Source organism: Corynebacterium sp. S7 (assembly GCF_054401105.1).
Window position 1 is genome coordinate 2,475,740 of record NZ_CM136760.1, and the last position, 13,230, is coordinate 2,488,969.

Consider the following 13,230-nt stretch of genomic DNA (forward strand, 5'->3'; position numbering starts at 1 on the left):
TCAAGCCTTCGACTTTTCGGAGATTTTTTCGTTCTTTTCGTCCTCGAATGAATCGCGCAGGCGAGGCAAGGTGACGGTGAAGGTCGAGCCCTCCCCTTCCACTGAGGTCACCGAGATGGTGCCGTTGTGCTGTTCTACCAGGGACTTGGTGATGGCCAGCCCAAGGCCGGAGCCACCACCGTTGCCGCGGGTGCGCGAGGTGTCTGCGCGGTAGAAACGCTCGAAGATGTGCTTGGATACCTCTTCATTCATGCCCACGCCGTTGTCCGCCACGTCGACATAGACGTAGTCATTGTCTTGGCGCAGCACGAGGCGCACTTCGGCCTCGGCACCGCCATGCTTGAGGCCGTTGACCACCAGGTTGAGCAGGATCTGGTGCATGCGGTCCGGGTCGCCCTTAATCAACGGCACTGACGCTGTGGCGTTTTCCACGGAGATGGTGCGATCGGGGAAGGCTGCGCGCGCAGAGCTTGCCACCGCGAGGGTGAGCTCTAACATGTCAACGGCGTTGAGGTTGAGGCGCGTGCCCTCGGCACGAGTCAGGGCGAGCAGGTCTTCGACGAGGAACTTCATGCGCTTGGATTCGTCGTCGATTTTCCCGAGCACGAAATCCACGTCGTCGGTTGCGCCCTGGCGATACAGTTCGGTGTAGCCGCGCAAACTGGTCAATGGGGTACGCAGCTCGTGCGATGCGTCGCCGACGAAACGGCGCATCTGTTCTTCCTTCGCCGTGGCTTCTTCAACGGAATCGGTCAGGCGACCGAGCATCTTATTCAGTGAGTAGGACAGCTCGCCGACCTCGGTCCCACGTGGCCACTCGGGCACGCGTCGATCCAGATCGCCGTCGGCGATGGCAAGAGCAGTGGTTTCTACCTCGCGCAGTGGGCGCAGGGCACGGCGCACGAGGTAGTGAGCCGCGATGCCGATCAGCAGCAGCACGATGACGGCGATGACAGTCTGGATGGCCATCAGGCTGTGGAGCAGGTTGTCCTCTTGATCGAGGGACTTCGCCACGATCGTGATCGAACCGTCCGGGCTCGGTGCTGCGATGGCGCGCCACTCCCGATCCTCCAGGGAGTGGTCCATGGATTTGATGGTCATCGGCACACCGTATTCGGTGATCTGAGTGTAGTCCGGTGGGCTTCCCTGATCGTTGACAATCCGGATGGAACCGTGTGGAGACAAGGTCATCTGGCAGTAGTCAGAGGGCAGACCCGAAACGGAGGAGGCACGCTCAAGTTGGTTGCCGCGCGCCCACGAATCAATGCCGGCCGTGAGATCGTCGTCGACGCGCTGGTACAGCACTTCGCGAAGAATCGTATGCACGGCCAACGAGCTTCCAATTAGCCCGGCGCCCGAAATCAACACGACCAACATGACCAGCCACGTCCGCATCGGAAGCGGTGGCCGTTCACCATTCCTCAATCTAGCCAATTTGCTACCTTTGGTCCCGGTGGCGGATCTTGCCCCGGTGGCCTCTTTCTCCGACTTCTCCGATGAAGAACGTTGTTCTTCGTCGGTAACTTCTACTGCCATAAGTTAACGACCCTAAATTACGTTCCCGGAAAATGCTTGAGAATACTCGGGAAGATGGGTAAGTGTTCGAGCTGGCCTGCTACTGGCCTTTTGCTGGCCAGTGACTGGCCTACTACTGGCGGGGTGTGCGCAAAACGTAGCCTACGCCTCGCACGGTGTGGATCAGTGGAACGTCACCGGTGTCGATTTTGCGACGCAAGTAGGAGATGTAGGACTCCACCACGTTGCCGTCACCGCCGAAGTCGTAGTGCCACACGTTGTCTAGAATCTTCGACTTGGACAGGACGACCTCTGCGTTGAGCATGAGGTAGCGCAACAGGTTGAACTCTGTTGGGGAAAGATCGATGATCTCGCCGCCCTTGGTTACTTCGTGGGTCTCATCATTCAAGGTCAGGTCGGCGTAGCGGATGGTCGAGTCTTCGCCGCCTGTCTCCGTGACGTTGCCGCGGCGCAGGATAACGCGCAGGCGAGTGATCACTTCCTCCAGCGAGAAAGGCTTGGTCACGTAATCATCGGCGCCAATGGTTAGGCCGTGGATGCGGTCTTCTACTGCGTCCTTCGCAGTCAGGAACAGCACTGGGCCATCAATACCTTCTGCACGCAGCTTGCCTAACAACTCGAAGCCGTCCATGTTCGGCATCATTACGTCGAGGATGTAGGCATCGGGGTTGAACTCGCGAGCGATGCGCAGCGCCTCTTGTCCAGAGCTTGCGCTTTCTACTTCAAATCCCTGGAATTTTAGGGAGACGGTGAGCAATTCAACGATGTTTGGTTCGTCGTCTACGACAAGGACCTTCACGTTCTGGGTGTTTTGTGAATCAGACATTACAATTCTCCGCCTTCTGTACGATTTGTTCTCTAGTCAACTCCTCAAAGCTGTACGTTTGCTGAACGCCTGCTGTACATCGCTTCCGAGGGCAAAACATGGCCTCTACCTCTACTATCAAGCTATGACGACTCACCAGAAAGCTACCCCGAGCGCTGCCTCGCAACGGACCGACAAACTCTCCGTTGCTGCCTGGTCGGCGTGGGACGCGGGCTCCGCCGCTTTTAACGCCGTCCTACTCACCTTCATCTTCTCTGTCTACTTGGTCGACACTGTAGGCAAGAACGTTGAGGGAAGCCTTACTGCCTCCCAATGGTACTCATTTGCCATGGCTGCAGCGGGAGTCTTTATCGCGCTGGTTACACCAGTGATGGGCCAACGCGCAGATCAAAAAGGCACCCGTAAACGCTCGGTAGTGATGTGGACAGCTTTGACTATCGTCGCTATGGCCCTGCTCTTTTTTGTGAAGGACAGTTCGGCGCAGTATTTCTGGCTGGGTGTCATTTTGCTGGCTGTGGCTTCCGTGACCATTGAATTTGCCGAAGTTTCCTACTTTGCCATGCTCAATCAAGTCTCCACTCCCGAAACCGTAGGCAAAGTCTCCGGCATTGGTTGGGCTGCAGGCTATGTCGGTGGAATCATTTTGCTGCTGGTCTGCTTCGTTGGCTTCATCTCGGGCGACGGCGACACGCGCGGACTGCTCAATTTATCTACCGAAGAAGGCCTCAACATTCGCCTTGTTGCACTCTTCGCCGCGGCTTGGTTCCTTCTGCACGCGCTGCCATTATTGTTTCGCGTCCCGGAAATCGAGGCACAAGATTCCACCTTCAAGGAATCCTTCGCCGACTCCTACAAGCGCCTCTTCCGCGACATCAGGCAGATGTGGTCCACCAACCGCAACGGCCTGACCTTCCTCATCGCCTCGGCAGTATTCCGCGATGGCCTCGCCGGCGTATTCACCTTCGGCGCGATCCTCGCGGTCACCGTTTATGGTCTCTCGGCCAGCGATGTGCTTATTTTCGGCATTGCGGCCAATGTCGTCGCGGCCATCGGTGCAGCGCTCGGCGGGCTTCTCGACGATAAACTCGGCCCCCGCTCAGTAATCATCAGCTCGCTTACCTTGATGATCCTCGCCGGTGTGGGACTGTTCTTCGCCAACGGCTCAACTGCCTTTTGGATCCTTGGCTTGATCCTGTGCATGTTCGTCGGCCCTGCACAATCTGCCGCGCGTTCTTTCGTTGCACGCGTTGCTGAACCAGGCAAGGAAGGCCAGATCTTCGGCCTTTACACCACTACAGGCCGTGCCGTTTCCTGGCTCACCCCGGCACTGTTCGGTCTATTCGTTGGCATGGGCAACATGGGCGATCGTGCGGGCATTATCGGCATCATCGTGGTTTTGCTCGCGGGTCTGTTGCTTCTGTTGCCGGTGCGGGATCCGGTGCGTGAAGGTCTAGCTGAAGCGCACTAATTAAATGTGCAGTCGTCGTAAAGCTTTTTACTTTTTCGGCTAGAGCTTATTACTGGTACGGATCATTTGCTCGACAGAATTCCACTTCATTTGCAGCTATGCAGTCCGCCCACCAGGTGTGCGACTCAATCTTCAGTTGATTTAGGTCATTACCAAATTCGTCTGTACCATAGCCACATTCTGCTGCTGAGCATGTACCACCTTCAGAGTATGGGATAGTGCTCGGGTCGCGAAGGGCTTGTTCCGCCGGCATTGCTGCATTTGGCCCCCAATACAAATCATAGGAGGGGTCTCCACCCAAGTTTTCAGCAGTGCACAGCGCCGGATCATCGACCCACGCGTCGGTCGCCGCACATTGGTAGCCCACCCCGGGTTCATTGAATATTGAAGCAACTTCTTGCCCGGAAGCATCCGATGCTGATTCTGTGGGAATTACACTTTCTGATTGAACTGTCGATTCAAGTCGAACAGAATCTGGCTGTGTTGAAAGTTCCATGGTCGAATTAATTTCTGGAATCTTCCATTTTCCATTACCGATAGTAAGAAACTCTGCATTCACAGGAATTAGGAAAACCCCGTTAACTTTCGCTTCTTTACCTTCTCCAATTTCATCCTCCCAGGTGTACTCAGCGTCGGAGCCACAATTTTCGGCCCTTGGTGCAGACACTATTGTGTCGTTTTCAAGAACGACATCTGGGAGTCGCAGTGCAACAGTAGACGCCTCTTCTGCGGACTTCGTCACTTTGACTTCTGCTTCGATTTCTAGAAAATTCTCGACTTCAGAACGGTCTTCTTGATTCGAGTGATCATTAGTGACTCTGCAGCCATAAAATGCTTCGAGCTTCGTGACAGTAACGTCGATCTCGCATGGCGATTCAGTGGGACAAATACCCATTGCAGTTTGCCCTACCTGCAGAATCTTAGGTTTACTTTCAGGAGTTGGCACCGCTTCGGAGGTCAGTGAAGATTCTGCACCCGAGAAACCCCCCGATTCGCTAGCGCACCCTGAAAGGAGCAACACCACAAGTCCAATCATGGCGCCAAACCCAGACCGTTTTAAGACAGCATCGCTTTTCATCTACGTCACTTTCCCAGAAGACCAGAAGATTCGTCTTAATCGAATCTATTGCATTGGAAAGTAACTGTATCTGCATTCCTTTTGGAAACTGGACAAGGGTGGAAATAGCTGGTTTCACGGCCACACTTTTGATTTGTCTCTGCCAATCAAACGAAGTTCTCGATCCGCAACGGAGAAACTTGGTTCTCCAATTGATCCTTTAGCACCCAGCAGCTCGTAATTAAAACAAATCGCTTTCTCGGAGTAACAAAACTATTTCAGCACTAGTGCAATAAAAAAGACCAAGTAAGAGACTGTTAAAAACAGTGTCCTACCTGGCCTTTCAGAGCTGGAGACGAGACTTGAACTCGCAACCTACGCATTACAAGTGCGTTGCGCTACCGATTGCGCCACTCCAGCACTGAAATGAGCTTACACGTCGCGGGCAATGAGGTCATCCAGCGGGGTAGGCGAAATGAGAAATGGTGGAACCTCGAGAACTGAATATGCACCATAAGCCTGGTTTTCGTGCATGCGCACGGCCGCGCGAGCGTAGGCAATTGCCACGGCACCGGTGAAGTCAGGGTTACGTTCAAGCTCGAGTGTGTACTCAATGAGGTGGTGATAGCCGCCGGTATCGCCGGTGGTGACAACGTGGCCGCCGTGAGGCATTCCGGTGTGCTCTGCATCGAAGGTGGCCTCGTCGACAAAGTTCACTTCGACCTGGTAGCCCACGAAGTAGTCAGGCATGGTGCGGATCTCGTTTTCGATACGCTCCTGATCTGCTTCCTCAGCCACGATGTAGCACACACGCTTGTGGGCGCTCTTGCCGTCAAGGCCCTCGGTCTCGCCGTTGCGTGCACGCTGCAAAGCGTCCTCGGCGGGGATGGTGTACTGGACTGCCTTAATCACGCCGTCGATGCGACGCACCGCGTCCGAGTGACCTTGGGACAGGCCCGGACCCCAGAAGGTGTTCTGCTTCGCGTTCGGTAAAATTGCCTCGGCCATCGCGCGGTTGAGAGAGAACATGCCTGGATCCCAACCGGTGGAAACAATGGCCACGGTTTCGTTTTCTTCAGCGACCTCGTTCATCACTTGGCGGTGGCGCGGGATGTCACGGTGGTTATCGTAGGTATCTACGGTGTTGACGTACTTGGCAAATTCTGGTGCCTGCTCTGGGATGTCGGTGGCCGAGCCCAGGCACAAAATCGCAACATCAATCTCGTCGCTGTACTTCGCGAAATCGGCTACCGGTAGCACCCGATTTTCGGTGTCTAGCGTCTCGCGGCGGGAAAAGATTGCGCCTACTTCCATGTCTGGTTGCAGTGCGACGAGTTTTTCCACGCTCTTGCCTAGATTTCCGTAGCCGACGATTCCTACGCGCATGTGTGACGTGCTCCTTTACGTTGGGGGTGAGTGTTTTCCACCCTACCCTGGTGCATCAATAGTCCGAGAAATACTCCAGGCGTTAAGGTGCGTATGTGCCCAATGTGTTTGAGAAACTGCGGGATGCCATTCGCGGCGGTGGGCATGTAGCCACCATCGACGCCGCGATCACTTCCCCGCCACCGTCGCCCCTTGCACCAGTCGACCTCACGGATCCTGCCCAGGTCGCTGCAGTGATGAATATCGCCGCTCGAATCGGCGATATTTTGCTTTCTTCCGGCACTTCAAACGCCGATACTCGCGCTCAGGTCCACACGGTGACTTCGTCCTACGGCCTGCACTATTGCCATATTGACATCACGCTGAATTCAATCAGCTTGCACACCACAATTGGCACCTCGGTCAAGCAACCGGTCAGTGTCATGCGTGTTGTCAAAAACATGGACACGAACTTCTCGAAGCTCTCGGAGGTCGACCGGCTGATTCGTTCGATCCGCTCGGGCGCAACTCCCCCTGAGCTGGCGGAGAAAATTCTCGACGAGATCTACCTCTCCCCTCCCCCTCACGGTCCTCGACTCGCACTTCTGGGCTGGGCCGCCATGGGCGGTAGCGTGTCCATCTTGTTCGGCGGCGACTTGTACATGGCGCTTACGGGCGCGATCACTGCTTTCCTGATCATGGTGGTCAATGGGTGGCTTGCCAGGCATGACCTGCCTTACTTCTTTCAGTGTGTCCTCGGAGGTTTCCTGGCTACGGTCCCCGCCTATATTGCCTACGAAATTGGTGGAAATTTCGGTAGACAATTCTCGCCGAGTTTGGCCATCGCTTCAGGCATCGTCGTCCTGCTCGCTGGCCTGACCCTGGTGCAATCACTGCAGGACGGAATGACGGGGGCACCGGTGACAGGCAGCGCCCGATTTTTCGAAACGCTGCTCAATACCGGCGGCATCGTCGCCGGGGTGGCCACCGGCATTCAGCTTTCGGCCCTCGTCGGCACGGGCCTGCCACCGATTCAAACTGGGACGGTGACACCGACCTTCGGCTCGGCGATAGCAAGCATCACCGCAGGCACTGTTGCTGTGGTTGGCTTCGCTCTGGCAAGCTACGCCGACCGGGCCGCGTTGTGGGTCTCTGGCCTCACGGCTGCGATCGGTTCGATTACGTACTACCTGCTTCTGTTGCCCGCAGGCGTGAGCTCCGTCTTCGCGGCCGCAGTTTGTGCCACCATGATCGGCCTCGCCGGTGGTTTGCTCGCTCGTCGATTCATGGTTCCACCGCTGATCACCGCGATTTCCGGCATTACACCCTTCCTGCCCGGCTTGGCTGTCTACCGAGGCATGTACGCTGTGTTGAACGACCAGGTCGTCGTCGGCATTACCAACTTGGGTATCGCGGTGGGCACGGCATTGGCCCTGGCGGCCGGGGTGACGCTCGGCGAGTGGATCGCGCGACGCATTCGTCGTCCTCAAGTCATGTCGCCCTATCGCGCGTTCAGGGCCGCCGGGCGCATCACCTTCCAGCAGATCCGCCGGGCAGAGCAGGCCGCGCGTTCGCGTCGCAATACAAGGCCCGCTAATCGACGAGGCAAACAGCCCTAACGCGGATTCGGGAGGCAACCGGGCGAGTTGGCCCCTAGGTAGCGTAGAATAGACGCACCTAGGTTTAGCTCACCTTTAGCTCACGCTTAGTGTGTTTTCGTTTCCCACCACCATTCAGGAGGAATTTTTCGTGCCCCCAAAGATCACGGATAGTCGCCCCTCGGCCGAGGCCGTCCACGAGGTTGAAGAGCAGACCGCACTGGGAGCCCGTCGCATTGTGGCCACCTATGCGGAGGATCTCATGGACGGTGTCACCCTGATGTCCATGCTCGGTGTGGAGCCTGAGGGCTTGGTGTATAAGCGCTTCGAGGAAGAGTTTTCCCCGCAGGAAGACGCTGCGGACGCGGCCGCGGAAAAGACGGCCGCCAAGAAGAAGGCGACGAAGAAGAAAGCCACCAAGAAGAAGGCTACGAAAAAGAAGACCACCAAGAAGACAACTAAGAAAACCACAAAGAAGGTCACTAAAAAGGCCACCCCAACGGCTGAGTAGAACGAATCGAACTTCGTAACGGATGTACGGCGACAACTCATTTGTGGTAGCAGCGAATCGCCTGCCAGTAGATTTAGTCGAAGACCGCTGGGTGCCATCGCCCGGGGGTCTTGTCGCTGCGCTTGAGCCAATTCTGCAGGAGCACCAAGGCTGTTGGGTCGGCTGGCCCGGGGTCGCCGATGCTTCTATGGAACCGTTTCACAACGGGAATGTGCTTCTGCACCCAGTCCAGTTGTCGTCGGAAGATTTCGAAGAATTCTACGAGGGGTTCTCCAATGCGACCCTGTGGCCGCTTTTTCATGATCTGATTGTCCACCCCACCTACGATCAAGCCTGGTGGGAGCGCTACCGCCTGGTCAACGAAAAGTTTGCCAATGAAGTAGCCCACGTTTCTGCTCAAGGCGCTACGGTGTGGATTCAGGATTACCAGCTCCTGCTCGTCCCAGGGCTGTTGCGGGAGATGCGCCCCGATCTTTCCATCGGCTTCTTTCTCCACATTCCTTTCCCTTCCCCGGACTTGTTCCGCCAGCTGCCGTGGAGCGATGAAATCATCGCCGGGGTCAGTGGCGCTGACTTAGTTGGTTTTCAGCGCACCCGGGACGAAAGTAACTTTTCCGCGATCACAAACGGTTCGGTTGCTACGGGCACGTTTCCTATTTCTATCGACCCGAGTGGCTTCGGCGCTGTTGAGTCAGACACTGTTGCAGATTTGCGGGCCAAGCTTGGATCCCCACGCACCGTCTTGCTCGGAGTTGACCGCCTTGATTACACCAAGGGCATCCTGCAGCGACTTGTGGCTCTCGAGGAACTTTTGGAAGAAGGCCGTCTCACTGATGTCGCCTTCGTTCAAATTGCTACGCCATCGCGCGAGCGCATTGACCATTATCGCCAAACCCGCAGCGCGGTAGAAGAAGCTGTTGGCAGGATTAATGGGCGTTTCGGGGAAATTGGCCGCCCGGTTGTGCACTATTATCACCGTTCTATGAACCGGAAGCAGCTTCACGCCTACTACGGCCTTGCAGATATTATGCTGGTCACGCCGTTTAAAGACGGCATGAACCTGGTAGCCAAGGAATACGTAGCCAGCCATCCAGAAGGCGACGGGGCCCTTGTGTTGTCCGAGTTTGCTGGCGCCGCCGTCGAGTTGGATAAGGCGCACTTGTGCAATCCTTTCGACATCGTGTCCATCAAGGATGCCATCATGAACGCAGTCACCGCGCGAGAAACTGCGAATGCGCGTGACGCGATGCTCAGTATGAACCGTCAGGTCAATGAATTTACAGTGTCTCGCTGGGCACAAACTTTTCTTGAATCGCTCACTGCAACGAAAGGGGCTTCCTAGTGCGTAAAGCCTTTATCAGCATCATTGCAGCTGCTGGTCTCCTCGTGGGTTGCTCGAGCCAACCCCAAGAAGATTCCATGGTCGGCCCAACGTGGCAGATAGTCAGTCTCTACACCACCCCTGGCTCACCCGATGAACTTCCACAAAGCGCGGCCGGGGCAGCCCGGATAGTATTCGGTGAGTCGTCGATAGTTGGCAATACCGGCTGCTTCCCCTTCCAAGCTGCCGTGCGCTTCACCACCGGCGGAGAAGAAGTTGCAACGATCGACGCTGCCGAAATGACCATCGACAATATTGAGTACCTCGAGTCTGGTTCCTGTGAAGGCGGCTCTCAATATGTGCACGATGAGTTGTCAGGCCTGCTTTCCAAAGATTCCACATTCGACATCAAACACCTCACTGACACCGAGATCGTGCTCACGAAAGCCGATAGCGGGATTGAGCCGCCCTCGATAAGGCTGATGAAATAATGACACCCGCTGCAACGCACGCCATAACGCACCTCGCTCAAGCCGAGAGCCTCCTGCTGGTCACGGATTTCGACGGCACAGTAGCCCCACTTCGGCCCGACCCCATGTCCGTTGTTGCCAACCCGACCTCCGTGCGAGCCCTAGAATCACTGGCTACGCTGCCTAATACCGAGGTAGTCATCTTGTCCGGGCGTCACTTGGACGGTCTCATGCAGGTCTGTCCCATGCGCGAGCCGGTGGTTCTTGTTGGTTCGCACGGTGCCGAGCAGACCGATGGGGGCTTGGTGCTTAGCGACGACGACCAGGCCTACCTCAATGACATCGAGCACATCTTGCGCGAGCTGATTGAGGATTATCCACTGGCAAATATCGAGGTCAAGCCCTATCAGAGAGTCGTGCACGTAGCGATGCTTGCAGAGGTTGATCCTGAGGCAGCGGAATCGATCTTGGATTCAGCATTGCAGATTAACACTGGCGGACGTCCGAAAATTGAGGGGAACAATATCGTCGAGTTTTCGGCTGTGAGTTTCACCAAGGGGATGTGGGTTGAACGCCGCAAACGCAATTTCTCTACCACCCTTTTCGCCGGCGACGATGTCACTGACGAGTCTGTCTTCCCCGTGCTTTCCCAGGGGGATGTGGGTATCAAGGTCGGTACTGGAGAAACTGGGGCTACGCTGCGCCTTGACACGGTCGATGCAATGGCCAATTTCTACGCCAATTTGTCTGCCGTGCGCGGAGCTGCCACGGTTTGACCGCGGCTAAGCGTGGTCGGGATGACTACGTGAGGCGCGGGATTTTCTGGGGCCTTGTCTTCGACTCGGGCACTGACTAGGTCTTCGAGAATTCGCCCCACCGTGGCACCCTTCCTGCGGTTTGGCTGATTCACCGTAGTTAGTCCGCGCATGTGGGCGAGGTCAACCCCGTCGAATCCGGTTACGCTCAAATCCCCTGGTACGTCAATGTCATGGGCAAGACAATAATCCAGCACGCCGAAGGCCATGGAGTCTGTTGTACACAGCACCGCGGTGAGATCAGGATGCGTTTCTAGGAGCTCGCGGGCCGCATCGACGGCCGCGGCGTGATCGTTAAAGTGCCTAGTCACAATCGGTACATCAGTAATCCCGCTGCTTTCAAATACATCTACTGCGCCCAAGATGCGCTGACGTTGGACATGTAAGTCTGCCGTTTTCACTTGGCTTAAGGAAATATGCCCATCGAATTGGCCGCGGTGGGTTCTTTTTGCCAGGATGCCGATGCGGCGGTGCCCCTGTTCAATCAGGAGTTTCGCGGCAGGTTGAATTGCTGCAAAATCGTCAATTCCAACGAAAGGCAGGTCAGTGATTTCGTAGGGTTGGTCGACGATCACGATGGGTAGTCCACGGCTGCGGGCGACCATGAGGTGCGGATCATCGGCCGCAACCGAATACATAACGAACCCGTCAACCACGGCTTGCGAAATGAGCTGAGGGGCTTCGTCGTCAAGCGGTCCAACCGGAACCAAGGTCATCGTGTTCTTGCTGGCGTAAGGACTATCGCCGAGGCCTGCGAGGAAGTCGATGGAGGCCAAATCTTCGAAAGCGAAGGACAGTCGCTCGGTGAGGATCACGCCGAAGGAGCCGACTCGACGGGTGCGCATGCTGCGTGCCATGGGGTCTGGGCCGGAGTACCCGCGGGCCGCTGCTGCTGCCAGGATCCTTTCGCGGAGCTCCGGTGAGAGCTGATCGGGATGGTTGTACGCATTGGATACGGTGGTGCGGGAAACGCCGAGATCGGCGGCGATGGAAGCGAGTGTTCCGCGTCGAACTCCTCGTTGGGCTGGGCGTGATGCCATGGTGTCAATGTATCAGTTCGCGGTAGGGCTCTGGACTAGCACTGGATTAGCACAGTGTTTATGGAGCTTTCAGCAGACTTTCCGTTTTCATTAAGTTTTCAAGTTGACAACCTTTTTCATTAAGGGTTTATTAGTAGTTATGAACAAACGCCTCCCTATCCTGGCCACGCTTGTCGCTGGCGCGCTTTTCGCCACTTCTTGCTCAAGCACAGACGCCACCAACGCAGACTCAACTTCTACCGTGCCAACGGAATCGGCTGGCCTGAACATCGTTACGTCGACGAGCATCTGGGGCGATGTTGCCTCGGCTGTTGTGACCGATGAAAATGCCACGATCACCCCGATCATAGAGGGCAATGTCGCTGATCCACACCACTTTGAGCCCTCCGCGGCCGATCTAGCAGCAGCCTCCGAGGCCGATATCGTCGTTGTCGGTGGCGGCGGTTATGACGCATGGCTGTACAACGTGGTGGATGAGAGCAAGATCGTGCACGCACTCCCACTTTCTGCTGATCCTCACGCGGGCCACGACCACGCGGCTGAAGAAACCGATGCTGAAGCTACCGATGCCACGGCAACCGAGGCTGCAGCTCCTGCCGATGCTCAAGCCGACCACACCGGCCATGACCACGGCACCATCGAAGCTATCGATGGCAACGAGCACATCTGGTACGACACCGCTGCTGTGGAATATGTCGCTGAAGAAATCCAGGCAGCTGCCCAGGCTATTAACCCTGATGTCAAGGCCGACGCACAGCCAGTACTCGACCGGATGGCCAGCATGAACACCTTGATTCATGATCTACCAGCTGCAAACGTCGTGCAGTCTGAGTCTGTAGCCGATTACATTATTCATGATTCGGCACTTGAGGATGTCACTCCTGAGTCTTATCGAGCAGCAATCTTGAGCGAGTCCGAACCAGCTGCAGCTGATCTTGCTGCAATGTTGGACACGCTCAAGAGCGGCGATGTGAATATGCTTATCTTCAATCCACAAACTGCGACCGACACCGCCAATCGAATTCGCACCACCGCGGAAGAAAATGGCGTCGCTATTGTTGAGATTAACGAGACACCCGAAGCTGGCGTGAACTTCTTGGATTACTTCGAAGATCGCGTCCAGGCTCTCTCGCAGGCAGCTTAGACTCAGTTCGAACTTCCGGTTCAGTTCTTAAGTCCTTAAGTCCAAGCCTCTGGGTTCTCCCAGGGGCTTTCGGGCTTTC

The 13,230-nt window shown here is 56.1% G+C and carries 12 protein-coding genes and 1 tRNA gene; 7 read left to right on the top strand and 6 right to left on the bottom strand.

Features of this window, described 5'->3' with window-relative positions; all coding sequences use genetic code 11:
- Positions 1–1,536 carry a sensor histidine kinase gene (locus ACXZ66_RS11785; protein ID WP_458748959.1) on the bottom strand — a complete coding sequence of 512 codons (1,536 nt, stop codon included), beginning with the start codon at positions 1,534–1,536 and terminating at the stop codon, positions 1–3.
- A 112-nt stretch (positions 1,537–1,648) separates the two neighbouring features.
- A complete protein-coding gene (locus tag ACXZ66_RS11790) occupies positions 1,649–2,362 on the bottom strand; it encodes a response regulator transcription factor (RefSeq protein ID WP_458748961.1) in 714 nt (237 codons plus the stop codon).
- 124 nt (positions 2,363–2,486) lie between these two features.
- Here ACXZ66_RS11790 and ACXZ66_RS11795 point away from each other — a divergent pair, with 124 nt between their 5' ends.
- On the top strand, positions 2,487–3,830 hold the full coding sequence (locus ACXZ66_RS11795) for an MFS transporter (protein WP_458748962.1): 1,344 nt from the start codon (positions 2,487–2,489) through the stop codon (positions 3,828–3,830).
- 49 nt (positions 3,831–3,879) lie between these two features.
- Here ACXZ66_RS11795 and ACXZ66_RS11800 read toward each other — a convergent pair whose 3' ends face one another.
- The 3 genes from ACXZ66_RS11800 to ACXZ66_RS11810 form a co-directional block, all read right to left on the bottom strand.
- Positions 3,880–4,908: a hypothetical protein gene (locus ACXZ66_RS11800; RefSeq protein WP_458748964.1), complete on the bottom strand. Its 1,029-nt coding sequence runs from the start codon at positions 4,906–4,908 to the stop codon at positions 3,880–3,882.
- A 326-nt stretch (positions 4,909–5,234) separates the two neighbouring features.
- Positions 5,235–5,307, bottom strand: a tRNA-Thr gene (locus tag ACXZ66_RS11805).
- A 12-nt stretch (positions 5,308–5,319) separates the two neighbouring features.
- Positions 5,320–6,273: a diaminopimelate dehydrogenase gene (locus tag ACXZ66_RS11810; protein WP_458748966.1), complete on the bottom strand. Its 954-nt coding sequence runs from the start codon at positions 6,271–6,273 to the stop codon at positions 5,320–5,322.
- 95 nt (positions 6,274–6,368) lie between these two features.
- On the opposite strand from ACXZ66_RS11810, the gene thrE reads away from it, so the two are divergent.
- From thrE to otsB, 5 genes are all read left to right on the top strand, one after another.
- On the top strand, positions 6,369–7,871 hold the full coding sequence (gene thrE / locus ACXZ66_RS11815) for a threonine/serine exporter ThrE (protein WP_458748967.1): 1,503 nt from the start codon (positions 6,369–6,371) through the stop codon (positions 7,869–7,871).
- A 130-nt stretch (positions 7,872–8,001) separates the two neighbouring features.
- Positions 8,002–8,361 (top strand): hypothetical protein, encoded by a 360-nt coding sequence (locus ACXZ66_RS11820; RefSeq protein WP_458748968.1) that lies wholly within the window; start codon positions 8,002–8,004, stop codon positions 8,359–8,361.
- Positions 8,362–8,383: 22 nt separating this feature from the next.
- A complete protein-coding gene (locus ACXZ66_RS11825) occupies positions 8,384–9,703 on the top strand; it encodes an alpha,alpha-trehalose-phosphate synthase (UDP-forming) (RefSeq protein WP_458748970.1) in 1,320 nt (439 codons plus the stop codon).
- Positions 9,703–10,173, top strand: coding sequence for a hypothetical protein (locus ACXZ66_RS11830; protein WP_458748972.1), 471 nt, complete (start codon positions 9,703–9,705; stop codon positions 10,171–10,173). The genes ACXZ66_RS11825 and ACXZ66_RS11830 overlap by 1 nt, the downstream gene beginning before the upstream one ends.
- Entirely contained in the window at positions 10,173–10,928 is a 756-nt protein-coding gene (gene otsB / locus ACXZ66_RS11835; protein WP_458748974.1) for a trehalose-phosphatase, read from the top strand. Before ACXZ66_RS11830 ends, otsB begins: the two co-directional genes overlap by 1 nt.
- Here otsB and ACXZ66_RS11840 read toward each other — a convergent pair.
- A complete protein-coding gene (locus ACXZ66_RS11840) occupies positions 10,886–12,007 on the bottom strand; it encodes a LacI family DNA-binding transcriptional regulator (protein ID WP_458748976.1) in 1,122 nt (373 codons plus the stop codon). The two genes, otsB and ACXZ66_RS11840, sit on opposite strands and share 43 nt — an antisense overlap.
- Before the next feature lie 139 nt (positions 12,008–12,146).
- Between ACXZ66_RS11840 and ACXZ66_RS11845 the strand changes: the two genes are divergently transcribed.
- The gene (locus ACXZ66_RS11845) at positions 12,147–13,151 is read left to right on the top strand and encodes a metal ABC transporter solute-binding protein, Zn/Mn family (protein ID WP_458748978.1); all 1,005 of its coding nucleotides are present in this window, start codon (positions 12,147–12,149) and stop codon (positions 13,149–13,151) included.
- The last annotated feature ends 79 nt before the right edge of the window (positions 13,152–13,230 follow it).